The following is a 23,338-nucleotide window of genomic DNA, read 5'->3' as shown; positions in this document are numbered from 1 at the left end:
TGATCGCTTCCCGTCACAACGACCCTGTCACGACCCATGCTGTATTTTGAAGACTTCACGCCAGGACGCCGTTTCGACACGCCGTCCTGTACCGTCACGGCCGAAGAGATCATCGAGTTCGCCACAAAGCACGACCCGCAGCCCTTTCATACCGATCCGGTCGCGGCCAAACGCTCCTTGTTCGACGGGCTGGCCGCGAGCGGATGGCATACCAGCGCCCTGACCATGGGGCTGCTGTCCCGCTCCGAACTGGCCGGCACGGCCAATGGCATGATCGGCATGCAGGTCGACAAGATGCGCTGGCCAAGACCGACCCGGCCGGGCGATACCCTGACGGCGTCGGCGGTCGTCATCGACCGCAAGCCCTCCACGTCGCAACCCGGATTCGGCGTGGTGAGGCTGGCCTGGGAAACCCGCAACCAGAACGGCGAGATCGCCGTGCGGATGGAAACCACGATGTGGGTGGCGCGCCGGGGGCGGGACACCCCCGGCTGATACCGCCTCGTCAGCGGTGCACGAAAATCATTTCAACATCGCGCAGGGCGGCAAGATCCGTGCCGCCCGCATAGCTGATGGACGACTGCAGGTCTTCCTTCAGCTCTCGCAACAGCTTGTCGATGCTGCCCTTGTACTCGACAAGGATTTTTTTTCCTTCAACATTCACATAGGCCCCCTTGTTGTACTGGGAAGCGCTGCCGAAGTATTCCTTGTAGTGCTTGCCATTGATCTCGACGATCTGCCCGGCCGACTCGTCATAGCCGGCGAATAACGACCCGGCCATGATCATCGTCGCGCCGCAGGCCAGCGCCTTGGCCATATCGCCATGCTCGACGATACCGCCGTCGGCGATCACCGGCACCGACACCGCGGCGGCGCACTCCGAGACCGTCGACACCATCGGACGATGAAAACCGGTTTTGTTTTTGGTAATGCACACGCGACCGCCGGCGATCCCCGCCTTGATGGCGTCGCACCCCCAGCTTTCCAGGTCGCGCGCGGCGTCCGCCGTGGCGATGTTGCCGCCGATCAGAAAAGTGCCCGGGAACATCCGGCGCACCCGCGCGATCATGCTTTCCGCCTTCACGCACCAGGCGTTGGCGATATCGAGCGTCATGTATTCGGGAACGAGGCCGGCGTCGGCCAGGGCCTCCAGTTGCGCGATCGTATCGTCGTTGACGCCGATGCTGATCGAGGCGAACAGGCCCTTTTCCTGCATGTCGCGCACAAACGCCACGCTGTCGGTATTGAAGCGGTGCAGTGTATAAAACCAGCCACGCCGCGCGAAATACTCGCAGGTTTCGTCCGACACCACACTCTTCATGTTGGCCGGATAGATCGGCATGTCGAACCGGCGCGGACCGAACTGGACAGACGTGTCGCAGGCCTTGCGGCTATCCACGACAGTTTTTTTGGGAACCAGGTAAACGTCACCGTAGTTGAGTTCAGTCTTGATCATGCGAGCTTCTCCGTTAGGCATTTCGGGATAAAAAACAGGGGGCCCCAAATAAAAACGGGAACCTCTCCGGTTCCCGTTTACAGCGCTCCCTGCGGCGCCTTGGTTCGGCCCGCACGCACTTACCGGTCAATAATACGCCACCGGAATCTCAGCGTCAAGCATTTTCTTTACGTCAAGATACCCCTGTCATTTGTCAAACCAGTGATCCGGCTCGGCGCCGCCCAGCCATGACACCACGGACGCCAGGCTCTCCCGCTCCTTGCGGGTTCGCCCTTCCGGCATATCGTAAATCGACAGTCCTTCGCCGGCGGCCCGCACATAGCTTTGTGCATCGCGCAACCAACCGATCACCGGGATGTCGTAGCGACTCAAAAACACCTCCAGCTCCCGCGCGGAACGGGTGCGCGGATCGACCCGCATGGCGACCACCCCAAGAAAAACCCGGGCCTTGCGCACCGCCTTTTCTTCGAGCAGTTGCCCGAGAAAACTTTCGCTGGCCCACATATCGAACGGAGATGGCTGAATCGGCACCAGAATACGGTCGACACGACGGATCAGCGCGTCCAGCTTCTTGCCGTGCAATCCGGCCGGACTATCCAGGATCGCCACCTGCGTTCCCTTGGGCGGCCTCGCCGGCTCTCCCGCCGCGATTTCCCACCCGCTGATCGGCGCCAGCCCCTCGGGGCGCCGGGCGAGCCAGGCCAACGAAGACTGCTGCTTGTCCACATCGCCCAGCATGACCTTCTTGCCCTGGCAGGCGTAGTACCCCGCCAGATTCGTCGACAGGGTGGACTTGCCGCTTCCGCCCTTGGGATTCGCCACCAGTACCGAAAACACGCATCATTCCTTTAGCATAACGAAAGACTCACTTTACCAGAGAATCCGCACCGCGGACGACCGCCCTTGGCGAAAGGCCTTGACCTCACGCAAAGAGTTATTTTTCTTTTAATGCCTCACAGGTAAAATGCTTGCATGATTCAAGGCCCTTCGCGGGGCCGCCAAAGAGAAACCACGATGACCTTGATTCCGATTATCCTCGGCGGTGGCAGCGGCACCCGCCTGTGGCCGTTGTCGCGTAGCGGCTATCCCAAGCAATACCTGGCCCTCCATGGCGACGACAGCCTGCTGCAACAAACCGCGCTGCGCGCCGCCACGCTGCCGGGCGCCATCGCTCCGATCCTGATCACCAGCGAAGCGCAGCGGTTTCTCGCCGCCGAGCAACTGCGGTCCATCGGCCTGGCCGCGGGCGCGATCGTGCTCGAGCCGTGCGCGCGCAATACAGCGCCCGCCGTCGCGGTCGGCGCCCTCCTCGCCCTGCGCCAGGATCCCGATGCCCACATACTGGTGCTGCCGTCGGATCATGTCATCCAGAACCATGAGGCCTTCGCCGACGCCGTGTCGTCGGCGCTGGCGCTGTCCTGCGCCGGCCGTCTCGTCACGTTCGGCATCGAACCCACCGCGCCGGAAACCGGATACGGCTACATCCGGCGCGGCGCGCCCATCGCGGCGGCCGCGAACGGATTCGCGGTGGATGCCTTCGTGGAAAAACCGGATCGCGCGCGCGCCGAAGCCTTCCTCGCCGAAGGCCACTACGCCTGGAACAGCGGCATGTTCCTGTTCCGCGCGGCCGCCTACCTCGAAGAGCTGGGGCGCTTCGAACCGGCCATGCTCGCCGCCGCGGAGCTCGCCGTCGAACGCGGCCACGAAGACCTGGATTTTCTCCGGCTGGATGCCGAAGCCTTCGCCGCCAGTCCGTCCAACTCGATCGACTACGCCGTGATGGAACGCACGGACCGCGCCGCCGTCGTCGCGGCCCGCGACCTTGCCTGGAGCGACATCGGCTCCTGGTCGTCACTGTCGGACATCAGCCCGGCCGACGAAAACGGCAATACATTGATCGGCGACACGCTCGCCGAGAACTGCCGCGGCACCTATCTGCGCGCCGAGCACCGCATGATCGCCGCGATCGGCGTCGACGACCTGATCGTCGTTGAGACGGCGGACGCCGTGCTGGTGGCCCGGAAATCCGATGTGCAGAACGTCAAGACCATCGTCGAGCGCCTGGCATCGGCCGGGCGCAGCGAAGCGAACCTGCACCGGCGGGTTTTCCGCCCCTGGGGCAGCTACGAAGGACTTGACGATGGCGAACGCTTCCAGGTCAAGCGCATTGTCGTCAACCCCGGCGCCTCGCTGTCGCTGCAAATGCACTACCATCGTGCGGAGCACTGGATCGTGGTGCGGGGAACGGCGCGCATCACCAATGGCGAAGCGGTGCTGCTCCTCACGGAAAACCAGTCGACCTATATCCCCCTCGGCACGGTTCACCGCCTGGAAAACCCCGGCAAACTGCCGCTCGAGCTCATCGAGGTGCAGTCCGGCAGTTACCTTGGCGAGGATGATATCGTGCGTTTCGAAGACAGCTACGGACGCACCGCCCGCTAATCCCCGAAAAGCACAATGCCCCGCAGAACATCGCGGGGCATTGTCGCATCCGGCGGCCGGTCCGCTCAGAACCAGCTTTCCTCGACGTACACCACGTCGCCTTCGCGCACCCTGTCGGTATAGGTGACGCGCTGCTCGCGCACCTTGCCGTCGGCATCGGCGCGATGGACGTAGATGAAGCGGTGCGAGGCGCGCGGGTTGAAGCCGCCCGCCGCGGCGATCGCCTGCAGCACCGTCATGTTGTTCTCCAGCCGGAACACCCCGGGCCGGTTCACCTCGCCCTGCACATACACCTGCTGGCGCGGCACGAACACCACATCGCCGTTGCTCACCTTGACGATGCGCCGGGACGGATCCTTTTCGTTCATCAGTTCGCTCAGATTGTATTCGGTGCGCTGCTCACCGCGAATCACCACGATCTTGTCCCCCCCGGTGACGGCGATGCCGCCGGCCTGGGAAAGCACATCCACAAGGTCGGTCGCGCTGTCCAGCGAGAAACGTCCCGGCCGGTTCACCTCGCCCAGCACCGACAAGCGCTGACTGCGGTACTGGCTCATGATCACATTGACCTGGGGATTGACGATGAACCCCCCGTTGGCCAGTTTCGACGCGATGGTCTGCTCGGCCTGCGCCGTGCTCTGCCCCTTGAGGGAGAACGTTCCGATCAGCGGGAAGGTGATGTCCCCGTCCCGGGTCAACTGGACCTCGTTGGCCAGATCGGCGTGGTCATACACGGTGATCTTGATGACATCCCCCGGCCCGAGGTGGTATTCCCCGGCATTTTCGGCATGCGCCAATCCGCAAAACAGGCAAACCAGTCCAATCAGCAAACGTTTCATCATTTACAGTCCTTTCACACCCGACTTCAAGGCATCCTGATCGACGGCGCCCTTGGCCGCCGGCTCGGCCGGAGCCGCGGCGGGGGCCGCGCCCGCCGCCGGTTCCGAAGCGAAGCGCTTCACGTACTCGATCTTGGCGGCCTTCTTCAACTCGTCCAGCTTGGTCTTGGCCGTGTCCTGCATTTGCGAACCGGCCAGGTAGGTCTTGATCTGGTCCTGCACCTTGTCAAGCTGGACCGGCGCGGCCTCGCTGCGCACCAGCTGCATCAGGGTGGTCCGCTCGCCCTCGGGCACGACAATGATGTCGCCCTGCTTCATGTCCGCGATCTTGGGCAGCAGCGGCAACGGGAATTTTTCGGCGGGAATGCGGGAAGGACGGGCATCGAACCGCACCTTGGCGTTCTCCAGAACCGTCCGGGTTTCATCCGGGGTCTTCACCGAATCCAGCGCGGCGCGCGTCGAATCCTTCAGCTCCGCGGTGGGGACGATGAAGGCGACGACATCATAGATGCGGCGGCCGGAGAACAGCGCCGGATTCTTGGCATAGAAGTCGGAAATTTCCGCCTGGCTCGGCGCCTTGCCGCCGCCGAGCAGCTTTTCGCTCGCGGCGCGGGCGAGGATGTCGCGGCGCGCCATTTCGATGGCCTGAAGCACGGTCGGATCGCGGTCGAGCTTGAGCTCGCCGGCTTTTTGCACCAGCAGCTCCTGATTCACCAACTGGTCAAGAGCCTGTTGCTGAACCGCGGGGCCGGCCTGTCCGGGAGCCAGGTTGCCCACCAGGCTGTTCAGCTGCAGCAGCGTGATTTCCGCGCCATTGACCCGGGCCAGGACCTGGCTCGGTGTTTTCTTCTCTTCTTTCTTGGAACAACCGGCCAAGGCCACCGTCACGGCAACCGCGACAAGGCACAGAGTGGATTTTTTAGTCAGCATTGATGTTCACCAAGTTAAATAGGGATCAATAAGCGTTCTTATCACGAAAAATAGTGGTAACCGTCATCAGAATGATTTTCAGATCGAACCACAACGACCAGTTGCGCAGATAGTCCAGATCATATTCGATCCGGCGCTCCATCTTGTCGATGGTATCGGTTTCCCCCCGGTAACCGTTGACCTGGGCCCACCCCGTTATACCCGGTTTGACCTTGTGGCGCAGCATATAGCCTTTGATCAGCTTGCGGTACATTTCGTTGTGGGCGTTGGCGTGCGGCCGGGGCCCGACAATGCTCATCTTGCCTTCCAGAACGTTCAGGAATTGCGGCAGCTCGTCAAGCGACGATCGGCGGATAAAGCCGCCGATCGGGGTGAGCCGGCTGTCCTGGCGGGTCGCCTGCACGACCTTGTCGCCATCCTCCATCACCTTCATCGAACGGAACTTGTAGACGAGAATGCTTTCGCCATTGGCGCCGTAACGGCGCTGCTTGAACAGCACCGGCCCCGGCGAGGTGACTTTGACCGCGATCGCCACCGCCAGCATGAACGGCCAGATCAGGGCGAGAATCGCGAGCGCGAGGACGATGTCCGACACCCGCTTGACGACGCCGGCCAGACCGATGAACGGACTCTCGCAAATCGACATGACGGGGAAACCCGCCACATGATCGATCTGGGCCTGGATCAGGTCGAATACGAAAAGATCGGGAACAAAGTAGATCGACGCCGTGCAGTCCATCAGGCCGTCGACCAGCGCCATCACGCGGGGCTGGGATGTCATCGGCAGCGAAATGTAGATCTGGTGGACGCCGTTCGCCCGGACATAATCGTACAGCTCGGCAATGGTGCCCTTGAGTTCGTCCGGAGCGATGCTCTCGATCCGGTCAAGTCCTCGGTCATCGAAGTAGCCCATGAATTCCATGCGCAGCTGCGGATTCTGCTTGATCCGCTCGGCCAGCATGCAACCGGACTTGTTGGCGCCGACCACCACCACACGGCTGACCTGGCTTTGCTCCGATGCCGGGCGCACGATCACCTGACGGATGATCAAGTGCATCCCGAGCAACATCAGCGGAGACAGCAGGGCCCAACTGATCATCAGTTCGTCGGGGAAATACTCCAGCAGGCCGGACAGCGCGCCGTAGCAGTACAGCACGAAGCAAATGAACAGCCAGGTGGCCAGCATGCGGCCAACGCCTTGCCAATGCCCTTTCGCGCCGGGCAGCAGCAGGAAGGTGCCGTCCATCAGCAACGCCGCCAGCAAAAAGGCGATGGTCGCCCAGGTCAGCAGCATGCCGTGCAGACTGACATCCATATACGCGGCCAACAGGTACAGCAATACCGCGACCACGACCGGATCAACGAGCGACTTGAGCAGACTCGCCATGGGCGCGGCATTGCGCAGCGCGCCCAGCGACTCGTTCACCATGGTCATGGTGGAAGTGTTCTTGCCCGGTTTATGCACGGTATGCAGGCCGAGCGGCTCGTGTTTCGCTTGCATTCTGATTCCGCCTCAGTAAAAGACCCGGGCGTTCACCCCGTATTGATTGACCTTGTAGTCGTTCAGCGGGGAGGTTCCCTTGAATACGACGTTCTGGGCAAATGTCGAAAGTTCCAGCTGAGTCATCGGCTTCCAGGACAATGTTATATTGTACAGTCGGGTCCGTTCATTCCCGAGCGAGGTCGCGTATTTGCGCGTCGACTCGCTCGTACGCGCGCTGACTTGCGTCTTGGCAGTGGGCAAGTACTGCCAGCTTCCCGAGTAACTGGTCAGCACGCTGGGAATGGTGTTGTTGCCCGGAGTATCGCTTTGCCGCGAGTAGGATGCGGCAAACGTATTCTTGGCGTCGGCGTTCCAGTTCCATTCGAAACTGCCGATGCGGTTGCGCGAGCCACCTTGCGTGCCACCATTGCCCTCGTTCCTGACCCAGCCTGTCGATGCCGAGAGCGTGGTTTTGGCCGTGACCGGCCAGCGCGCCGAGACCGAAAACTGGGTTTGGCGATAAGACGCCTGGCTGCCGATGAAGTTTTTCAGCCAGACGTAGGTAATGTCCGATTTCTGGGCACGCACGGCGAGCATGCTGCCCTTCTCGGTCGAGGTCACCAGCCCCAGGCCGAAGGTATCCTGGTTGAAATTATTGTTGAACCGGACTTCCCGGCGTTCGGCCTTGCGCTGCCCGGAAAACTCCAGCCCGATGCGGCTGGTCAGGGCGAACACCGCGCGCCCGTCCAGGACCCGGTCGCGGATCACGTCGCGCACCCCGCCGGCCGCGTCTTCGATACTCGACTGGTTCTTGCTGTCCGAATAACCGATCGTTCCCGTCCAGCGCGAGGCCAGCGCCCAGTTCCAGGCGGAACGGGCCGTCCAGCTGTGGTAGTCGAGCCGGCTGAAGCGGTCATAGCGTGTGTCCGAGAATTTTCCGTCAAGCGTGAACCGCTGCCGGGAAAACGTCGTGTCATAGTGCCCGCCAACCGTCGTGGTCACGATGCGGTCACTGGCGCCGCCATAGCCGAACTGCCTCGGCGATTCGAGCTTTTCATTCAGCCGCAGCACATTGCTGTCGCTCAGATACCCCGCTTCGGCGTACAGATAAAACCGGTCGGTAGGATCGTAAGCCGCCGCTGCAAGACAAGGCGCTGCCAGCATAATCAGGCCAAGACACCGCTGACCGGTGCCAATTACTCTAACGACCAAAGACATGACGGGACACTTTTCGGTTTGATGGCGGGTGAAACGCGCAGTTATTTAAGCCCTTGCCATGAGGACTCGATGCTACATGTAAAAAAAGTATTTTATGTAACAAATAAATTAAGGCAAGGCTCCCGTTGAACCGGTCACCCTGCCCTTTGGCCCAAGCCGTGCAGCAAGCGATCAGAAGCGTTTGCGACGACGCAGCAGCAGCGCGGTCAGGCCAAGGCCCATCAGCGCGTAGGTTTCCGGCTCAGGTACCGCGGACACGTTCAGGGAATAGCTGAACTTGCCGTTGTAGCTCGACGCACCGTTTGCCAGCTTGCCGCTCAGATTGAGATTGTACTCGCCGCCCGGGGACAGCAGGCTGCCCAGCTCGGCGGCAAATCCCTTGGTGCCATACTTGGACTCGGTCCACAACACCTTGCCGGTTTTGTCGGTGATGCTGGCCGTCACGAACTGCAGCAGGCCGTTGAAGTTGCCACGCTGGTTCAACCAGATGGTGGTGCTCAGATCCGAGGCCGGCAACAGCGAGAACTTGATGGTTTCGCTGAAAGACGGCGTTTTTCCGCTCAGCGATACGCCGAAGGTATCCTCGAAGAAGGTGCCGTGATCGAGCTGGCCGATATCCCGCACACCGGCGTGGGCCGTAACCGAAATCAGGGCGAGGGAAGCTGCAAGTAATTTGATTTTATTCATCAAAATCCGCCTGTCATTAAATAAGCGCAAAAGGAACACTATCGAGAATCCCGATCGCAATAACCCAAAAAGTATGAGGCGGCTCCTTCGAGCCTGACGGCGCCTGACACGCCATGCCGACCCGTCGAAACCTGCTCCGGACACTGGTTGCCCCGGCGCGCAGACAGAACAATACCGAAAAAAATCGCCCTCGTCATAAGTAAATATATCTAATCACTTCTTTAAATTTACGTTACCAACCACGCCCCATCTCATTGACCTGGATCAAGCTTTCGTTTGAAACCCCGTCAAAGGCGCGTGACGCAAGCCGTCCGGCCCCGGGAGCGCGGCACGCGCGAACCGTTAAGCGAAGCCTTCAAACTGTCGAAAGCGTACTGTGCATTTTTACAACACCCGACCCTCTTGCCAGCCGCGCCATGATCGGCCAGACTGCCTGTCCCACAGACCTTTCCGGCCGGAGCCACACGCATGCATCACCCCCTTGACGCCGTGATTTTCGACATGGACGGACTGATGATCGACAGCGAGGCCGTCTCGCGCGACGCCTGGCGCGACAGCGCCGCGCAGCTCGCGATCCCCGTGTCCGACGAGTTGATCCACGCCATGACGGGACTTGCCGTCAAACGCTGCGCGCGCCTGCTCGAAACCCGTTATGCGCCGGAGGATGCGCGGCGCCTGCTGGAGCGCTGGCGCGCCCGTTACCGGGAACGGCTCGACAGCGAGGGCATCCCGCTCAAACCCGGCATCGAGGCCGTGCTCGAGTGGGCGCACCGCTTCGCCCTGCCCTGCGCCGTGGCAAGCTCCACCGAGCGCGCCCTGCTCGACCTCAAGCTTGGCCGCACCGGGCTGATCCGTCACTTTGACGCCACGGTGGCCGGAGACGAGGTGGCCCGCACCAAACCCGCGCCGGATCTTTACCTCGCCGCCGCATCGCGGCTGGGCATCGCGCCGGAGCGCTGCGTGGCGCTGGAGGACTCTCCCATCGGCATGGAAGCGGCACTCGCGGCCGGCATCCGCGTTATCCAGGTTCCCGACCTTCTCACCGCGAGCTCCGAACTGGCCGACCGGGCCGTGGCGGTGTGCGCCACACTGAACGACGCCCTTCCGGTTCTGCAGACCCTGCGGGACGCGGCCATTCTGCCAATGGAATAAAATCGCATGCCGACGCTTGTTTTCAACGATCTTCGCCCCCATAATCACACACCATGAAATTCATCGTCGACTTTCTTGGCATCCTGCTGTTCTTCGGTGCCTACTGGTGGACCAACGATATCTTCGTGGCCACCGGAATCGCCATTGTCACGACGGTTCTGCAGGTCGGCTACGCGCTGATCCGCCGTCGCCCCGTGGACAAGCTGCAATGGCTCACACTGGGCCTGGTCGTGGTCCTGGGCGGAGCCACGCTCCTCCTGCACGACAAGCACTTCATCATGTGGAAACCCACCGTACTGTACGGGTTGATGGGCGCGGGCCTCGTCGTCGGCCAACTGGCCGGCAAGAACGGTATCCGCGCCGTGATGGAGACCCAGGTCTCGCTCCCGGATCGGGTCTGGACCGTGCTCTGCCATGCCTGGGGCGTGTTCTTCATCGCGCTTGCCGCACTGAATCTGTTCGTCGCCTACACGTTCAGCGAACGTATCTGGGTCAATTTCAAAATGTTCGGCACGCTGGGACTCATCGCGGTCTTCGCCATCGCGCAGAGCTTCGCGCTGTCGCGCTACGTTCAGGACGAGTGACATGCTCTACGCCATTATCGCCCGCGACACCGCCGATTCGCTGGAGCGGCGCCTCGCGGCCCGCCCGGCCCACCTCGAGCGCCTCAGGACGCTGGAAGCGCAAGGCCGCCTCGTGCTCGCGGGTCCGATGCCCGCCATCGACAGCGTCGACCCCGGCCCGGCCGGCTTCACCGGCAGCCTCATCGTCGCCGAGTTCGATAATCTGGACAGCGCGTCCGCATGGGCGCAGGATGACCCGTATGTCGAGGCCGGTGTTTACGCCGGCGTCGAAGTCAAGCCGTTCCGCAAGGTTTTTCCGGGATGACGGATCTTGAAGCGCAATTCACGGCGCGTCTCGCCGCGCTCGATCCCGAGTTCATCGACATCGCCGACGACAGCGCCGCGCATGCAGGACATGCGGGCGCCGCCGGTGGCGCAGGCCATTACCGGCTGACCATCGTGTCGCCACACTTTCGCGGCCTGAGCCGTATCGATCGCCATCGGCGGGTGTATCACGCACTGGCCGATCTTTTTCCGCACCGGATTCATGCGTTAAACATCCACGCCTTGTCTCCGGATGAAATTTGAATTAACCAAGGGGTTACAATGCACATCTCCCGTCTCGCCGGTCTCATGATCGCCACTGCCATCGGGCTGCCCTCCCTGGCCGCCGCCGAATCGGTCGCCGTGGTCAACGGTGTCGCCATCGATAAGAAGGACGTCGACCAGGTGGTCGCCACCATCGTGCAGAACAGCAACGGCCAGGCTCAGGACACCCCCGCCATGCGCGAGGAAATCAAGAGCCGTCTGATCAATCGCCAACTGATCCAGGAAGAGGCCCGCCGCCGCGGACTGGAAAAGGATGCGGACGTCGTCCGCCGCATTGACGAGGCTCGCAGCGACATCCTGCAGGACGCGCTGTTCGCCGACATCGTCAAGCAGAATCCGGTTTCCGACGCCCAGATCAAGGCGCGCTACGACGAGCTGTCCGCCAAATTGAACGGCCAGAAGGAAGTGCACGCCCGCCAGATCGTCCTCGCCACCGAAGCCGACGCCAACGCCGTGCTCGCCGACCTGAAGAAGGGCAAGAAGTTCGAGGCGCTGGCCCAAGCCCGCTCCATCGATCCGCAAGCCAAGCAAAATGGCGGCGACATGGGCTGGGGCAACCTGTCCGGCATGGACCAGACACTGGCCGGCATTCTCAAACCGCTGGGCAAGGGCCAATACACCCAGAAGCCGTTCAAGACCAATGTCGGCTGGTTCATTTTCAAGGTCGAAGAAGTCCGTGATGCGAAAGCCCCGGCTTTCGATCAGGTGAAGCCGCAACTCGCGCGCCAGCTGCAGGAAGAGCAGATCACCAAGACCGTCAACGAACTGCGCGGCAAGGCCAAGATCCAGTAATCACCAGCACAGGATACGCCTCATGAAAAAAACCCTGATGGCGGGCCTTCTGGCCGCCGCCCTCGTCCCCGCCGCCCTGGCGGCGGGGCTCACTGTCAATGGCGTGGACATTCCCCAGGCACGCATCGACATGATCATCAAGCAAGTGGAAGCCCAGGGCCAGCAGATCACGCCGGCCACGCGCCAGGCGATCGTCGACCAGCTCGTCACGGCCGAACTCCTCCGTCAGGAAGCCGTGAAGAAGGGCATGGACAAGAGCGCCGATTACCAGGCCGAGCTGCAGAACATGCAGACCATGGCGCTCGCGCAGCGTTACATCGCTGACTATCAGCGCGCGAATCCGGTGACGGATGCGCAGCTGAAAGCCGAATACGACAAGCTCAAGGCACAGATTCCGGTTCAGAAGAAACTCCACGTCGCGCACATTCTCGTGGCGACGGAAGCGGAAGCCAACGCCGTTCTGGATTCGCTGAAGAAAGGCAAGCCGTTCGCCGATCTGGCCCGCGCGAAGTCGACCGATCCGGAGTCCAAAGCCAAGGGTGGCGATCTGGGCTGGTTCGATCCCGTTCGTGGCGGGTTCGCCCCCGAGTTCGCCCAGGCCGCGAGCCATCTGGCCAAGGGGCAGATCACCGCCAAACCGGTGAAAACCCAGTTCGGCTGGCACATCATCAAACTGGAGGATGTGCGAACCGAACCGCCGCCGGCGTTCGATGCGCTCAAGCCGCAACTGGCCCAGCGCATGATGGGCCAACGCATCGACAAGCTGGTCGGTGAGCTGCGCGCCAAGGCGAAAGTCAGCCAGTAACAGCACCAAGGGCGGCCTGGCCGCCCTTTTTCATTCATCCTCCGGATCGTCCTCGTCGCTCCACGACGGCGGCCGCTTCGCCAGAAACGCCGCGATTCCCTCGCGCGGCTCCGCGGCGCCGCACAAGGCCAGAAACGCCGACCGCTCGCGCCGCCGGGCCTCATCGAAGGACACATCCCGCGCGCTGTCGATCAGACTGCGCGCCACCGCGACCGCTTGCCGCCCCTGACGGCCAACGCGGCCGGCCAGACTGATGGCGACGATTTTCGCGCATCCGGGATCGACCACCTCTTCCACCAGCCCTATGCGCCACGCGGTTTCCGCATCCACCCGTTCGCCACCCAGAATGATCCGCCGCGCCCAAGCAGCGCCGACCGCGTCCACCAGCATGCGCGTGCCGCCACCGGCCGGCAGCAAGCCAAGACGGGCTTCCGGCATGCCAAGACTCGCGCCGCGCTCCGCGACCCGATAATCGCACGCCAGCGCCCACTCCAGCCCGCCGCCCAAGGCGAAGCCGTTGATCGCCGCCACCGTCACCCCGGAAAACTCCCGGATCGCATCGAGCATCGCCGTGAACGCCACGAGCAGTGACTCGGTCTGCTGGCGATCCGCGCCGTTGAGCAGGCGAACATCCAGCCCCGCGCAAAAAAACCGCTCGCCCTTGCCGGTCATGACCACCGCGCGCACGGTGTCGTCGGCCGACAGAGTTTTGAGATGCCCGGCCAAAATAGCCAGGGAAGCGGGCGTCATGGTATTGGCGGGAGAATGATCCAGAGTAAGGATGGCGATATGACCGATACGGTCGACCAGCACAGGCTGAGGCATTGGAACTCCCTTCTTGACGGGGCGATATGACAACATCCATGTGTCTTTTGTAGCGCTCCGCAAAGGAGAATGCCAGCCGTATCAGAGCAGGACGGCATCGCCCCGCTTTGTTAAAATACCGTTTTCAAGTGACATCGGCCACGCCATGATCGAAACCGGGTTTCTGGTGCTGTTTCTCTCCGGCCTGCTGGGCGGCGGCCACTGTGTCGGCATGTGCGGAGGCGTCGCCGCCGCACTGTCGCTGAACATGCCCAAAGGCGCGCGGCGCCTGCCGCTGTTATTGGGCTACAATGCCGGGCGCATTGGCAGCTACGTGGCCGTCGGCGCGCTGCTGGGCGCCCTCTCCCAGGCGGGCCTGTCGATGGCGGCAACCCGCCCCTGGCAGATCACCCTCTATCTGCTCGCCAATACCATGATTCTGCTGCTGGGACTGTACCTTGCCGGACTTTCCACCCTGGTCACCCGGGTAGAACGCCTGGGGCGGCCGCTATGGGCCAGGCTTCAGCCGCTGGTCGCGCGCCTGTTGCCGATCCGCTCCGTGCCCGGGGCGCTCGCCGCCGGCGCCGTGTGGGGCTGGCTCCCCTGCGGCCTGGTCTACAGCGCCAGCCTGTCGGCACTGGCCACCGGCAACTGGCTAAAGGGCGCGGGCATCATGCTGGCCTTCGGCCTGGGCACTCTGCCCAATCTGTTGGCCATGGGCCTGTTCGCCGAAACAGTGCGCCGCTACCTGCAAAAACGGCCAGTACGGCTGATTGCCGGACTGGCCGTGACGGGCATCGGCGCGGTGCAGATCGCACGCGCGCTTGTCGCGCTCAACGCAGGGATGTAAGAATCGTCTGAACGTTGTAGCGGAACATCTTTTCCCAGGTATCGGCCGGCGTTCCGGGCGAGGACAGCGCGTCCGAATACAGCTTGCTGCTGACGTCGACACCCGCTTCCCGGGCGATCTGCTTGAGCAGACGGGCATCGCTCATGTTCTCGAAGAACACGGCCCTCACCTTTTCCTTGCGGATCTGCTGCACCAGCCGGGCCACGCCCTTGGCCGACGCCTCCGCCTCGGTGCTCACGCCTTGCGGCGCGACAAAGCGCACGCGATAACGATCCGCCAGGTAGCCGAACGCATCGTGCGAGGTCAGTACCGTGCGGCGCGACGCCGGCACGGCGGCGAATCCTTTCGCCGCCCAGGCATCCAGCGCATCGATGCGCTGCCTTAGCGCACTGGCACGGGCGGCGAATTCCGTCTTGCCGGCCGGATCCGCCGCAACAAAACCCCGTTCGATGTTATCCACGTAGCGCTTCACCCGCTGGGGATCCTGCCAGGCATGCGGATCGACGCCATGACCATGGTCATGATCGTGCCCCCGCGCCTCCCCGTCTTCGTGCGCGGACAAGGGTTTCACACCAGCGGCCGCTTCGATCACGACACCCTTGAAGTGCGAAGCCCCGCCCAGGCGGCCAAGCCACCCTTCCAGGCCCAGGCCGTTCACGACAAAGACCCGTGCCCGGGACAGTTTGCGGATGTCGGCGGGGGTCGGCTGATACACATGAGCGTCCTGATCGGGGCCGACCAGCGATTCGACCTGCACCCTGTCGCCGCCGATTTCCCGCGCGAGATCGGCCACAATACTGAAACTCGCCACCACCGGCAGTTTGCCGGCCAGGGCCGAGGACGACGCGATGGCGCACAGCAGCGCCGCGATGGTTCTTTTCATAACGATTCCTTCTTCACCGAGGGTCACGCCCTCACAGTTCAAGATGCCGGGCACGCAGATAACGCGGCAGCGCGCCGCCCACCGGAGCGATGATCAGGGAAAGCAGATAGGCCAGTCCGGCCAGCAGGATGATCGACGGTCCGGACGGCAGTTCCAGGTGATAGGACAGCAGCAAGCCGCCCGCGCCACAGGCGAACGCCACGCCCACCGCCACGGCCAGCATGCCGCCCACGCTGGAGGACCACAGACGCGCGGTGATGGCCGGCAGCATCATCAGACCGACCGCCATCAGGGTCCCCAGCGCCTGGAAGCCCGCCACCAGATTCAACACGACCAGGAACAGGAAAAGCGTGTGCCACAGACCGCCCCGCCCGCCGACCGCCTGCAGGAAAACCGGATCCAGGCTTTCCAGCAGCAACGGCCGGTAAATCAGCGCCAGTGTCAGCAGGGTCACGCTGCACACCCCGGCCACCAGCACCAATGCGGCGTTATCGACCGCCAGCACGGAGCCGAACAGCAGATGCATCAGGTCGACATTGCTGCCGCTCCTGGACACCATCAGCACCCCCAGCGCCAGCGACAGCAGGTAGAACGCCGCAAAGCTCGCATCTTCCTTCAGTCCCGTGTAGCGGGTCGCCAGCCCCGCCAGCACCGCGACGGTCACGCCGGCGGCGAACCCGCCAAGACTCATCGCCGGCAAGCTCAAGCCCGCCACCATGAACCCCGCCGCCGCGCCGGGCAGAACGGCATGACTCATGGCGTCCCCCATCAGGCTCATGCGGCGCATCACCAGAAACAGGCCGATCGGGCCGCTCGACAGGGCCAGCGCGAGGCACCCCACCAACGCCCGGCGCATGAAGCCGAATTCGACAAACGGCGCCACCGCCAACTCGTACACAGCCAAACTCATGCCGTTTCTCCGTTCACATGGCACACCGGAGCGCGATCCTGCCAGTGGGCCGCGGTATCCACGGCCCTGCGCATGTTGTCTTCGGTCAAAACGCGGTCCGTCTCTCCCCAGGCCACCACTTCGCGGGCCAGGAGCAACGTCCGGGGAAAATGCCGCCGCACCTGGGATTCGTCGTGCAGCACGGCGATCACCGTCCGCCCCTCGCCGCGCCAGCGCTGCAAGAGGTCGAACAAATCGTGCGTGGTGCGCGCATCCACCGCATTGAACGGCTCGTCCAGCAGGATCACGCGCGCATCCTGGGCCAGAATCCGCGCGAACAGCACGCGCTGGAATTGGCCGATCGACAGAGCCGACACCGGCCGATGGGCGAAATCGGCCAGCCCCACGGTCTCGAGGGCCTGCCAGGCCGCATCCCGCCCCTGACGGTCAACCCGCCGGAACCAGGAACTGCGGAACCATTGTCCGGTCGTCACAAGATCCAGCACCTCGACCGGCAGGCTGCGGTCGATTTCCGACTGCTGCGGCAAATACGCGATATCCCGGCGCGTCAGGCCATCCAGCACGACACGCCCGGCATCCGGTTGAATCAGGCCCATCATGGTTTTGAGAAGTGTGCTCTTGCCCGCGCCGTTGGGTCCGAAAATCGCCGTCGCTTCGCCCGCGGCGAACTCTCCTTGCACGTGGTGCACGGCCGGGTGGCGCTGATAGGAAACCGTCAGGTTTTCAAGGCGTAGACTCATGCTCCGCCCTCCAGCGCCCAGATCACGCACGACCAAAGCAGCGCCAGCACGGCCAGCACCCACAGCGCGCGCTGCGCCGCCGAAGCGGTCAGCAAAGTGAAGCGGTAGGTGCGCTTGTGATGCGGTTCATGCGCCATTACCGCGCCTCCTTGCCGGTCCGGCAGGCCGTGAGCGCCGTGGACACCGCGTCGGCATCGATCCGCGGAGCGATCAGCTCGAAACGGCTGTCGCGGCGCCAGGCGACCTGCGTTGCGCCCCATTGCCCTTCCGCCCAATTGAGCCAGACCCAGCTGTCAAGCACCCGGAACACCCCTTTGGCGCGCACCAGGCCCGGCACGCGGACGGGCAGCTCATCAAAAAAGGCCACCAGCCGTTCGCCATCGAATTCGGTCTCCGGTCCGAACAGCCAGCCTTCCGAACTCCAGGCGTCATGGGCTCCGTGCGCGACAGCGGGACGGTAGCGCGGCTGCGGACGGGCGGCGACGTCCAGCCAGGCGGGATCGAGTTGCCCCTGGCGCACTTCGGCCACCAGCGCCTTGGGCGGAAACATTTGCGCCGCCCGGGCCCGGAATGCTTCGAGCGTCGGCACATCGGCCGCGTCGGTCTTGTTGGCCACGAGCACATCGGCCAGCGCGATCTGGTCGCGGTACAGCGGCTGGCGCAGATAGTCCTGGCTGATGAACTGACGCGGATCGACAAGGGTCACCACCGCGCCGATGGCCAGGGCGTCCCCCAGCGGTTTTTCGCGCAACTCATCGATCACGCCGGCGGCGTGGGCCAGTCCGCTCGCCTCGATCAGCAGGCGGTCGGGGCGCTCGCGGCGCAAAAGGTTGGCGACGGTCGCCGTCAATTGCGGCCCGGCGACGCAACACAGGCAGCCGCCCGCGATTTCCGCGACCGGCATGTCGTCGCCGGACAGCGCCGCGCCGTCGATGCCCACCTCGCCGAATTCATTGACGATGATGGCCCATTTTTCATTCGTGGGGCGCTGGCTGATCAAATGGCGCAAGGCCGTGGTTTTGCCCACGCCCAGAAATCCCGTGAAGAGATTCACCGTGGTTGTATTCATGCTGGACAGACTTTGCATTTCCCGGTCAGGACCAGGTTTTGTGGATTGACGGCGAAGCCGCACGCCGCCGAGGCCGCGCGCAGGGCATCAAGACAGGCGGCGGCATCGATTTCCTCGACGCGTCCGCACGCTTCGCATACCAGGATCAGGCCGTCGTGCCGGCATTCGAAATGTCGACAGACGATGAAGCCGTTGAGCGCTTCCACGCGATGCAGGAGCCCCTGCTCGACCAGAAAATCCAGCGCGCGGTAGACGGTGGGCGGCGCGGCCATGGCGCGTGTTTTTTGCAGATCGGCCAGCAACTGGTAGGCTTTCACCACGCCTTCATAGCGCAGCACCAGCTCGAGCACTTGGCGTCGCACGGCGGTGAGTTTGCAGCCACGAGCCTGGCAATGCCTTTCGGCGGCGGCGAGATAGTGATCCGCGTTCATCGGCAGCTTTCCGGACAGAAAGCCAGAATGTTACTGTATAACATCACACAAGACAACCGGCCCGGGATTCGGCCTGAGCGTCAAAAGCAGGTACAATAGCTGGCAATGCAGACTTCCAACGTCGACAACGAAAGGAAAATCCGATGAAAAAAGTCATGCTTGCCGGTCTTATCGCCCTTACCGCCCTGCCGGCGCTCGCCGCCCCGGGCGGCGCCGAACGCCAGCAGTCGTTCAAGAAACTTCTGCGCAGCTTCGAGCCGATGGGATTGATGGTCCGCGAGCGCGAACCGTACAAGAAGGACGAGTTCATCAAGCACGCCGACGCGCTCAAGAAGATGGCGGCCGAACCGTTCACCCTGTTCGCGCCGAACAGCATCGACGCCAAGAGTCGTTCCAAGCCGGAAATCTGGACCCAACCGGCCAAGTTCGCCGCTGAGAAGGATAAATTCCTGAAGGCTGTCGACGAACTGGATGCCACGGCCAAAACCGGCGATCTTGCCCAGATCAAGAAAAGCTTCGGCGGCGTGGCGCAAACCTGCAAATCCTGTCACGATGCCTTCCGCGGTCCGGAACGCTGATTTCCGCGCGCAGCACGCGCAGTGAACCTGACAGCCTGGCTTCGGCCAGGCTGTATTGTTTGATGAGTGGCTTACCGGGAAGGACGACCATGGCCGCGAAAAAGAGCGCCCCGGCGGCGCGCAGCGCAAAAACCGAAGACCAGCGGCGTTTCCTGCGTGCCGAAGAAGGATGCCGCAGCACGCTCGACGAACTGCTGACCCTCGAGCGGGAAGGTGGACTATCGAGCCACGAGACGGCGGCCCAGTATGTGCGGATGGCGCTGATTTACTACAAGAGAATCCGTAACGGCAAGGTGATGGGGCCCGCCGATTTCAATCATGCGGTGGATGTCGCCACGGCGGCGAGGCGAGCCATGAGCGCGCTCGACCCCGCCCTGGAGTTCTGCGGCCACCCGCGGCAAGAACGACTTGCCGCGGCCCTGCGCCACGCGGACGGCATTCTGGCCGACTACCAGGCACTCAAGACGCCCATCCGCCGCGGTTAGAAAACATCAAGCAAAACGCAGGATGGCCGCAACCAGCCCCGCGGCGGCGGCAAGACACAAGGCCGCACGCCAGACCGGCGCGAAGAAGGGCGGCGTCACACCATACGGCAGCGCCTTGCGCCCCGTCACCATGGCAGGCACCAGCGCCTCTTTCTTCACCACCCGGTAGAACACGATGGCGGCGAGGTGCAACGCCACCAGCAGCAGCAGAATATTCACGCCAAGCTTGTGAACGGCCGTCATGGTTTCTGCCGCGCCACCGGCAAGATGGGCGAGCGGACCGTCATAGAGCATGGAATCGACATCACTGGCGAACAATCCGGTACCCACCTGCGTCAGCAGCACGGTCAACATCACCAGAACCATCCAGCCGCCCATCGGATTATGCCCGGCGTGCGACACATCGCCGGCCAGATAGCGGCGAATGGCGGCCGGACCTCGCAAAAAGTCCGAGAACCGCGCCGTCTGGCTGCCGACCACGCCCCATATCAGGCGGAACACCAGCAAGGCCAGCAGCAGCACTCCGCAGCGGATGTGAAGCTCCAGCACCCCTTGCTGACCGGTGTACCACATGGCGCCGACCAGCCCCACCAACAACCAGTGAAACAACCGGGTCGGGACATCCCATACCTTAACCGACCGACTCATCCAGCCCTCCTGTCGCATTGATAATGACACGGGGCCATTATACGCCGGACGAGCCCAGCCAGGGCCATTCAGGGGCGGGGAGCGGCGAACGCCTGCGGCGCCAGGGAGGACGCGAGCCAGGTATCCAGGGTTCTCTTCTGATCCGGTGTCAGAACCGCGTAGAACTCGCGCACCACGGCCAGCTCCCTGGCCGTCTGGACTTTCTGCCGCTCAAGCCATGCCAGACGCCGCTCCAGGCGCTGCGGAGCCGGCATGTTCAGCGCGCTTTCGCCAAGACATTCGCCGGCATGACCCGCCACCATCGCAAAGGCGAGCCACGCCTGTTCCTGCTCGGGCCGAACGCCGAGCCGGTCATGCAGCAGAGCCTGGGAATTCACCTGCAACGCCTGATCCAGCGCCGCATCCCGATGCCAGGCGGCTTTCGCGTCATCGGCCGCCTCGCTGGCCCGTGCCGACGTTGCGCAGGCCATCGCCGCGGCCAGCGCCAGTGCGCGGACAAGCATCCACTTCATCGTTTCCTCCTTTGACTCTTCCGAACCGCATCGCACGATTCAGTACACAACTGCATTATCCCGTGTTTGCTTAAGCATGTCTTATCAGACAGTAAAAGAAATGTTGCGAAATTTTAACTATTTATTACATTTTTTATTTAAAACATTATTTACGTAAAAATAAAACATAAAAAATTACATATGGCGCAAGCAAACTGTGTGAGACGGGCGCATGGCGATCCGCCGCTGACACCGGACGCGCCCGACAGCGAACACCGCTTCCTTGACCTCCATCAACCCCTACGTCATAAATACTGGGCATTCTAAATAACAATCGAAGGCGCGATGTAAATAGAAAAATGCAATAGTCAGAATTTATCAACCCGATAGGAACCGACTATGAAATCACGGTATATCGCAATGGTTGTTGGCGGCAGCGTCGCCATGTCCACCGGTCTCGCCGCCCTGGCGTCACAGGTGCCCGCGCTTAGCCAACAGGATCGGACATCGATCTGGAAGTCAGCCAAAGAGCTGTTCCGTCCATTGCCCAAAGCCGCGCCCAATCCGGCCAATCCGGCGAACCCGGCCAAGATCGAGTTGGGCAAGGCTCTTTATTTCGACACCCGGCTGTCCAAAGGCAACACGGTCAGCTGTAATTCCTGTCACAACATCGCCAGTTATGGCGTCGACAACCTGCCGACATCGCAGGGGCACAAGGGCGCATTCGGCGGACGCAATTCGCCGACGGTGATGAACGCGGGCCTTCTGGAGCCGCAGTTCTGGGATGGTCGCGCCAAAGACGTGGAAGCCCAGGCGCAAGGGCCGATCATGAACCCGGTTGAAATGGGCATGCCGCACAAGGATCTGGCCCTCGCCCGCATCGGCAGCATCGACGAATACCGGGCGCTGTTCCGTCAAGCCTTCCCCAAGGAGGCCAATCCCCTCACCTACGAGAACATCGCCAATGCCATCGGGGCGTTCGAGCGCACCCTCATCACGCCTTCGCGCTTCGACGCTTACCTGAAAGGCAATGTCAAGGCGCTGAACGATCAGGAAGCCCGCGGGTTGCGCACCTTTGTTTCGACCGGTTGCGTGACCTGTCATAGCGGCGCCACGCTGGGTGGAAACCAGTTCTTCAAGTTCGGCCTCGTCAACGGGCCTTACAGCAAATACACCGGCAAGCCCAACAGCGATGCCGGCCGTTATGACCTGACCAAGAAGGAGGAAGACCGCGACGTGTTCCGCACGCCGACCCTGAGAAACGTGGAACGCACCTATCCTTATTTCCATGATGGCAGCGTCACGGATCTGGGCGATGCTATCCGGATCATGGCAAAAACGCAGTTGGGTAAGGACCTGAACGGTCAGGACGTGGCTGATATTCGCGCCTTCTTGTCCACGCTGACCGGTCAGATACCCAAAGAGGCACTGGTTCTGCCGGTACTGCCCAAGTCGGGCAAGGCGACTCCGCTGCCCGATAACAGCTGATTGTCTCTAGCTGCGCTTTTCCATTCTTTGGGGGCCGTGCGCCCCCGTTTTTTTCTGATCGCGAACGTAGCGTGGCACGAGGGCGCTCATCACATCGTCATTGCGATGAAGTCCTTTTTGGCCACCCCGCATTCCGGACAAAGCCAGTCATCGGGAATAGCCGCCCAGGGCGTCCCCGGCGGGAACCCCTCTTCCGGCCAGCCGGCCGCCGGATCGTACACCACGCCGCAGGCCTGGCACAGATAAACCGTTTCAGTCGTGCTCGCCATCGCGCGCTCCTTCCACCGATACCATTTCACCACAGACTGCTTCACCGCATCCACGGCTCTGCAACCAGACATAACCGTTGTACCCCAGGACAACGAGCAGCAACACCAGCGCAAGCCAGGTCCGGTTCTTACGCACCAGATCGGGGCCGGAGCCAGGAACGCGGCCGGTCAGCATCGCGCCGCACCGGCCGCCCCCCTCGCCGAACACGCCCAGCGCCACCAGCACAACATGTCCCAGCACCATCGCCAGCATGATCTCGGCCAGCATGTCATGCCATTCGGCCACCCACTCCGGAGCGTCGTGAAAGGCCAGATAGCCGCTCAGACAGACCGGTACGGCGCCCAGCAACACCACCAAAATCAACCCGGACATCAGGCCATGCCATAGCGGTCGCCACACGGAGACGGGACGGGTCATGACGGCGCGCCGGTTCCGAATCAGCCCGGCAAGCGGCACGAGCCGCCCGACAAGCAAGCGCAAGCTCGCAGGACGGGGGCCGAAACAGCCGTAAACAAGGCGGAACCCCAACAATCCGGCCAGGGAGTACCCCAGCGATACATGCAAGGTTCGCCACAGCTCGCTTTCCGCGGTCAGCCATGCGCCGGCGAAACACACGGCAAACAGGCCGTGGAACATGCGCACCGGCGCATCCACCACGCGCCGGCGAGAAACGGCGGTCGGCCGGGTCACCCGCCCGGTTCGAATCGACTCCATG

Annotated in this window: 30 protein-coding genes; 12 read left to right on the top strand and 18 right to left on the bottom strand. The window is 62.7% G+C overall.

Translation table 11 applies throughout. The features are described 5' to 3' along the window. Window positions 1–36 precede the first annotated feature (36 nt). The gene (locus tag JNO50_RS08195; RefSeq protein ID WP_189534498.1) at window positions 37–495 is read left to right on the top strand and encodes a MaoC family dehydratase; all 459 of its coding nucleotides are present in this window, start codon (window positions 37–39) and stop codon (window positions 493–495) included. A gap of 10 nt (window positions 496–505) precedes the next feature. On the opposite strand, the gene JNO50_RS08190 is transcribed toward JNO50_RS08195, so the two are convergent. Both JNO50_RS08190 and JNO50_RS08185 read right to left on the bottom strand, forming a co-directional pair. Beyond that, window positions 506–1,456, bottom strand: a complete 951-nt coding sequence (locus JNO50_RS08190; protein WP_189534500.1) for a GMP reductase — start codon at window positions 1,454–1,456, stop codon at window positions 506–508. Window positions 1,457–1,642: 186 nt separating this feature from the next. Continuing rightward, window positions 1,643–2,293, bottom strand: coding sequence for a ParA family protein (locus JNO50_RS08185; protein ID WP_189534501.1), 651 nt, complete (start codon window positions 2,291–2,293; stop codon window positions 1,643–1,645). 177 nt (window positions 2,294–2,470) lie between these two features. Here JNO50_RS08185 and JNO50_RS08180 point away from each other — a divergent pair, with 177 nt between their 5' ends. Then, window positions 2,471–3,898 carry a mannose-1-phosphate guanylyltransferase/mannose-6-phosphate isomerase gene (locus tag JNO50_RS08180; RefSeq protein WP_189534503.1) on the top strand — a complete coding sequence of 476 codons (1,428 nt, stop codon included), beginning with the start codon at window positions 2,471–2,473 and terminating at the stop codon, window positions 3,896–3,898. A gap of 65 nt (window positions 3,899–3,963) precedes the next feature. Here the strand turns inward: JNO50_RS08180 and JNO50_RS08175 are convergent, their stop codons facing one another. The 5 genes from JNO50_RS08175 to JNO50_RS08155 all read right to left on the bottom strand — a co-directional run bounded on the left by JNO50_RS08175 (window position 3,964) and on the right by JNO50_RS08155 (window position 9,055). After that, window positions 3,964–4,740, bottom strand: a complete 777-nt coding sequence (locus JNO50_RS08175; RefSeq protein ID WP_189534505.1) for an SLBB domain-containing protein — start codon at window positions 4,738–4,740, stop codon at window positions 3,964–3,966. Then, on the bottom strand, window positions 4,741–5,667 hold the full coding sequence (locus JNO50_RS08170) for an EpsD family peptidyl-prolyl cis-trans isomerase (protein WP_189534507.1): 927 nt from the start codon (window positions 5,665–5,667) through the stop codon (window positions 4,741–4,743). 25 nt (window positions 5,668–5,692) lie between these two features. After that, complete coding sequence (locus JNO50_RS08165) at window positions 5,693–7,168, bottom strand: undecaprenyl-phosphate glucose phosphotransferase (RefSeq protein WP_229804711.1); 1,476 nt, start codon at window positions 7,166–7,168, stop codon at window positions 5,693–5,695. 12 nt (window positions 7,169–7,180) lie between these two features. After that, window positions 7,181–8,314: a porin family protein gene (locus tag JNO50_RS08160; protein ID WP_215796531.1), complete on the bottom strand. Its 1,134-nt coding sequence runs from the start codon at window positions 8,312–8,314 to the stop codon at window positions 7,181–7,183. A gap of 225 nt (window positions 8,315–8,539) precedes the next feature. Continuing rightward, window positions 8,540–9,055 carry an FxDxF family PEP-CTERM protein gene (locus JNO50_RS08155; RefSeq protein WP_189534511.1) on the bottom strand — a complete coding sequence of 172 codons (516 nt, stop codon included), beginning with the start codon at window positions 9,053–9,055 and terminating at the stop codon, window positions 8,540–8,542. 468 nt (window positions 9,056–9,523) lie between these two features. Between JNO50_RS08155 and JNO50_RS08150 the strand changes: the two genes are divergently transcribed. From JNO50_RS08150 to JNO50_RS08125, 6 genes are read left to right on the top strand one after another with little or no spacing between them, the layout of a single operon-like run. Then, window positions 9,524–10,207, top strand: a complete 684-nt coding sequence (locus JNO50_RS08150; RefSeq protein WP_189534513.1) for an HAD family hydrolase — start codon at window positions 9,524–9,526, stop codon at window positions 10,205–10,207. A 53-nt stretch (window positions 10,208–10,260) separates the two neighbouring features. Then, the gene (locus JNO50_RS08145) at window positions 10,261–10,791 is read left to right on the top strand and encodes a septation protein A (RefSeq protein ID WP_189534514.1); all 531 of its coding nucleotides are present in this window, start codon (window positions 10,261–10,263) and stop codon (window positions 10,789–10,791) included. 1 nt (window position 10,792) lies between these two features. Next, window positions 10,793–11,095: a YciI family protein gene (locus JNO50_RS08140; RefSeq protein ID WP_189534516.1), complete on the top strand. Its 303-nt coding sequence runs from the start codon at window positions 10,793–10,795 to the stop codon at window positions 11,093–11,095. Next, window positions 11,092–11,358, top strand: coding sequence for a BolA family protein (locus tag JNO50_RS08135; RefSeq protein WP_189534519.1), 267 nt, complete (start codon window positions 11,092–11,094; stop codon window positions 11,356–11,358). The genes JNO50_RS08140 and JNO50_RS08135 overlap by 4 nt, the downstream gene beginning before the upstream one ends. An 18-nt stretch (window positions 11,359–11,376) precedes the next feature. Beyond that, on the top strand, window positions 11,377–12,171 hold the full coding sequence (locus tag JNO50_RS08130) for a peptidylprolyl isomerase (protein ID WP_189534521.1): 795 nt from the start codon (window positions 11,377–11,379) through the stop codon (window positions 12,169–12,171). A 22-nt stretch (window positions 12,172–12,193) separates the two neighbouring features. Then, the gene (locus tag JNO50_RS08125; protein WP_189534523.1) at window positions 12,194–12,976 is read left to right on the top strand and encodes a peptidylprolyl isomerase; all 783 of its coding nucleotides are present in this window, start codon (window positions 12,194–12,196) and stop codon (window positions 12,974–12,976) included. Window positions 12,977–13,006: 30 nt separating this feature from the next. On the opposite strand, the gene JNO50_RS08120 is transcribed toward JNO50_RS08125, so the two are convergent. After that, window positions 13,007–13,801, bottom strand: a complete 795-nt coding sequence (locus tag JNO50_RS08120; protein ID WP_189534525.1) for an enoyl-CoA hydratase — start codon at window positions 13,799–13,801, stop codon at window positions 13,007–13,009. Window positions 13,802–13,946: 145 nt separating this feature from the next. Between JNO50_RS08120 and JNO50_RS08115 the strand changes: the two genes are divergently transcribed. Continuing rightward, the gene (locus JNO50_RS08115) at window positions 13,947–14,630 is read left to right on the top strand and encodes a sulfite exporter TauE/SafE family protein (RefSeq protein WP_189534527.1); all 684 of its coding nucleotides are present in this window, start codon (window positions 13,947–13,949) and stop codon (window positions 14,628–14,630) included. Here the strand turns inward: JNO50_RS08115 and JNO50_RS08110 are convergent. Genes JNO50_RS08110 through JNO50_RS08085 form a run of 6 tightly spaced genes read right to left on the bottom strand, consistent with a single transcriptional unit; the run spans window position 14,614 to window position 18,663 of the window. Beyond that, window positions 14,614–15,513, bottom strand: a complete 900-nt coding sequence (locus tag JNO50_RS08110) for a metal ABC transporter substrate-binding protein (protein WP_189534529.1) — start codon at window positions 15,511–15,513, stop codon at window positions 14,614–14,616. The genes JNO50_RS08115 and JNO50_RS08110 overlap by 17 nt on opposite strands. A gap of 31 nt (window positions 15,514–15,544) precedes the next feature. Then, complete coding sequence (locus JNO50_RS08105) at window positions 15,545–16,417, bottom strand: metal ABC transporter permease (RefSeq protein WP_189534607.1); 873 nt, start codon at window positions 16,415–16,417, stop codon at window positions 15,545–15,547. A 2-nt stretch (window positions 16,418–16,419) separates the two neighbouring features. After that, window positions 16,420–17,163 carry a metal ABC transporter ATP-binding protein gene (locus tag JNO50_RS08100; protein ID WP_189534531.1) on the bottom strand — a complete coding sequence of 248 codons (744 nt, stop codon included), beginning with the start codon at window positions 17,161–17,163 and terminating at the stop codon, window positions 16,420–16,422. After that, entirely contained in the window at window positions 17,160–17,300 is a 141-nt protein-coding gene (locus JNO50_RS08095; protein WP_189534533.1) for a hypothetical protein, read from the bottom strand. The genes JNO50_RS08100 and JNO50_RS08095 overlap by 4 nt, the downstream gene beginning before the upstream one ends. Beyond that, window positions 17,300–18,241 carry a CobW family GTP-binding protein gene (locus tag JNO50_RS08090; RefSeq protein WP_189534609.1) on the bottom strand — a complete coding sequence of 314 codons (942 nt, stop codon included), beginning with the start codon at window positions 18,239–18,241 and terminating at the stop codon, window positions 17,300–17,302. Before JNO50_RS08090 ends, JNO50_RS08095 begins: the two co-directional genes overlap by 1 nt. Then, a complete protein-coding gene (locus JNO50_RS08085) occupies window positions 18,229–18,663 on the bottom strand; it encodes a transcriptional repressor (protein ID WP_189534535.1) in 435 nt (144 codons plus the stop codon). The genes JNO50_RS08090 and JNO50_RS08085 overlap by 13 nt, the downstream gene beginning before the upstream one ends. Before the next feature lie 143 nt (window positions 18,664–18,806). On the opposite strand from JNO50_RS08085, the gene JNO50_RS08080 reads away from it, so the two are divergent. Further along, window positions 18,807–19,241 carry a c-type cytochrome gene (locus JNO50_RS08080; RefSeq protein WP_189534537.1) on the top strand — a complete coding sequence of 145 codons (435 nt, stop codon included), beginning with the start codon at window positions 18,807–18,809 and terminating at the stop codon, window positions 19,239–19,241. Window positions 19,242–19,330: 89 nt separating this feature from the next. After that, entirely contained in the window at window positions 19,331–19,726 is a 396-nt protein-coding gene (locus JNO50_RS08075; RefSeq protein WP_189534539.1) for a hypothetical protein, read from the top strand. 6 nt (window positions 19,727–19,732) lie between these two features. Here JNO50_RS08075 and JNO50_RS08070 read toward each other — a convergent pair whose 3' ends face one another. Together JNO50_RS08070 and JNO50_RS08065 are read right to left on the bottom strand one after the other, a co-directional pair. Next, the gene (locus tag JNO50_RS08070; protein WP_189534541.1) at window positions 19,733–20,374 is read right to left on the bottom strand and encodes a cytochrome b/b6 domain-containing protein; all 642 of its coding nucleotides are present in this window, start codon (window positions 20,372–20,374) and stop codon (window positions 19,733–19,735) included. 68 nt (window positions 20,375–20,442) lie between these two features. Next, window positions 20,443–20,886: a Spy/CpxP family protein refolding chaperone gene (locus JNO50_RS08065; protein WP_189534543.1), complete on the bottom strand. Its 444-nt coding sequence runs from the start codon at window positions 20,884–20,886 to the stop codon at window positions 20,443–20,445. 378 nt (window positions 20,887–21,264) lie between these two features. On the opposite strand from JNO50_RS08065, the gene JNO50_RS08060 reads away from it, so the two are divergent. After that, a complete protein-coding gene (locus JNO50_RS08060) occupies window positions 21,265–22,353 on the top strand; it encodes a cytochrome-c peroxidase (protein ID WP_189534544.1) in 1,089 nt (362 codons plus the stop codon). 89 nt (window positions 22,354–22,442) lie between these two features. Here JNO50_RS08060 and JNO50_RS08055 read toward each other — a convergent pair whose 3' ends face one another. Further along, window positions 22,443–22,622 carry a rubredoxin gene (locus JNO50_RS08055; RefSeq protein WP_189534546.1) on the bottom strand — a complete coding sequence of 60 codons (180 nt, stop codon included), beginning with the start codon at window positions 22,620–22,622 and terminating at the stop codon, window positions 22,443–22,445. Next, window positions 22,606–23,337 carry a cytochrome b/b6 domain-containing protein gene (locus JNO50_RS08050; protein WP_189534548.1) on the bottom strand — a complete coding sequence of 244 codons (732 nt, stop codon included), beginning with the start codon at window positions 23,335–23,337 and terminating at the stop codon, window positions 22,606–22,608. The genes JNO50_RS08055 and JNO50_RS08050 overlap by 17 nt, the downstream gene beginning before the upstream one ends. Between the last annotated feature and the right edge of the window lies 1 nt (window position 23,338).

Source organism: Paludibacterium paludis (assembly GCF_018802605.1).
GTDB classification, from domain to species: Bacteria; Pseudomonadota; Gammaproteobacteria; order Burkholderiales; family Chromobacteriaceae; genus Paludibacterium; species Paludibacterium paludis.
This window is presented reverse-complemented; position numbering and strand designations above follow the sequence as displayed.

Excerpts from the sequence above, each read along its gene's own strand:
- JNO50_RS08195 (WP_189534498.1), top strand. The coding sequence starts at position 37 with ATGCTGTATTTTGAAGACTTCACGCCAGGACGCCGTTTCGACACGCCG.
- JNO50_RS08190 (WP_189534500.1), bottom strand. The coding sequence starts at position 1,456 with ATGATCAAGACTGAACTCAACTACGGTGACGTTTACCTGGTTCCCAAA.
- JNO50_RS08180 (WP_189534503.1), top strand. The coding sequence starts at position 2,471 with ATGACCTTGATTCCGATTATCCTCGGCGGTGGCAGCGGCACCCGCCTG.
- JNO50_RS08175 (WP_189534505.1), bottom strand. The coding sequence starts at position 4,740 with ATGATGAAACGTTTGCTGATTGGACTGGTTTGCCTGTTTTGCGGATTG.
- JNO50_RS08170 (WP_189534507.1), bottom strand. The coding sequence starts at position 5,667 with ATGCTGACTAAAAAATCCACTCTGTGCCTTGTCGCGGTTGCCGTGACG.
- JNO50_RS08165 (WP_229804711.1), bottom strand. The coding sequence starts at position 7,168 with ATGCAAGCGAAACACGAGCCGCTCGGCCTGCATACCGTGCATAAACCG.
- JNO50_RS08160 (WP_215796531.1), bottom strand. The coding sequence starts at position 8,314 with ATGCTGGCAGCGCCTTGTCTTGCAGCGGCGGCTTACGATCCTACCGAC.
- JNO50_RS08155 (WP_189534511.1), bottom strand. The coding sequence starts at position 9,055 with ATGAATAAAATCAAATTACTTGCAGCTTCCCTCGCCCTGATTTCGGTT.
- JNO50_RS08150 (WP_189534513.1), top strand. The coding sequence starts at position 9,524 with ATGCATCACCCCCTTGACGCCGTGATTTTCGACATGGACGGACTGATG.
- JNO50_RS08145 (WP_189534514.1), top strand. The coding sequence starts at position 10,261 with ATGAAATTCATCGTCGACTTTCTTGGCATCCTGCTGTTCTTCGGTGCC.
- JNO50_RS08140 (WP_189534516.1), top strand. The coding sequence starts at position 10,793 with ATGCTCTACGCCATTATCGCCCGCGACACCGCCGATTCGCTGGAGCGG.
- JNO50_RS08135 (WP_189534519.1), top strand. The coding sequence starts at position 11,092 with ATGACGGATCTTGAAGCGCAATTCACGGCGCGTCTCGCCGCGCTCGAT.
- JNO50_RS08130 (WP_189534521.1), top strand. The coding sequence starts at position 11,377 with ATGCACATCTCCCGTCTCGCCGGTCTCATGATCGCCACTGCCATCGGG.
- JNO50_RS08125 (WP_189534523.1), top strand. The coding sequence starts at position 12,194 with ATGAAAAAAACCCTGATGGCGGGCCTTCTGGCCGCCGCCCTCGTCCCC.
- JNO50_RS08120 (WP_189534525.1), bottom strand. The coding sequence starts at position 13,801 with ATGCCTCAGCCTGTGCTGGTCGACCGTATCGGTCATATCGCCATCCTT.
- JNO50_RS08115 (WP_189534527.1), top strand. The coding sequence starts at position 13,947 with ATGATCGAAACCGGGTTTCTGGTGCTGTTTCTCTCCGGCCTGCTGGGC.
- JNO50_RS08110 (WP_189534529.1), bottom strand. The coding sequence starts at position 15,513 with ATGAAAAGAACCATCGCGGCGCTGCTGTGCGCCATCGCGTCGTCCTCG.
- JNO50_RS08100 (WP_189534531.1), bottom strand. The coding sequence starts at position 17,163 with ATGAGTCTACGCCTTGAAAACCTGACGGTTTCCTATCAGCGCCACCCG.
- JNO50_RS08095 (WP_189534533.1), bottom strand. The coding sequence starts at position 17,300 with ATGGCGCATGAACCGCATCACAAGCGCACCTACCGCTTCACTTTGCTG.
- JNO50_RS08085 (WP_189534535.1), bottom strand. The coding sequence starts at position 18,663 with ATGAACGCGGATCACTATCTCGCCGCCGCCGAAAGGCATTGCCAGGCT.
- JNO50_RS08080 (WP_189534537.1), top strand. The coding sequence starts at position 18,807 with ATGAAAAAAGTCATGCTTGCCGGTCTTATCGCCCTTACCGCCCTGCCG.
- JNO50_RS08075 (WP_189534539.1), top strand. The coding sequence starts at position 19,331 with ATGGCCGCGAAAAAGAGCGCCCCGGCGGCGCGCAGCGCAAAAACCGAA.
- JNO50_RS08070 (WP_189534541.1), bottom strand. The coding sequence starts at position 20,374 with ATGAGTCGGTCGGTTAAGGTATGGGATGTCCCGACCCGGTTGTTTCAC.
- JNO50_RS08065 (WP_189534543.1), bottom strand. The coding sequence starts at position 20,886 with ATGAAGTGGATGCTTGTCCGCGCACTGGCGCTGGCCGCGGCGATGGCC.
- JNO50_RS08060 (WP_189534544.1), top strand. The coding sequence starts at position 21,265 with ATGAAATCACGGTATATCGCAATGGTTGTTGGCGGCAGCGTCGCCATG.
- JNO50_RS08055 (WP_189534546.1), bottom strand. The coding sequence starts at position 22,622 with ATGGCGAGCACGACTGAAACGGTTTATCTGTGCCAGGCCTGCGGCGTG.
- JNO50_RS08050 (WP_189534548.1), bottom strand. The coding sequence starts at position 23,337 with ATGGAGTCGATTCGAACCGGGCGGGTGACCCGGCCGACCGCCGTTTCT.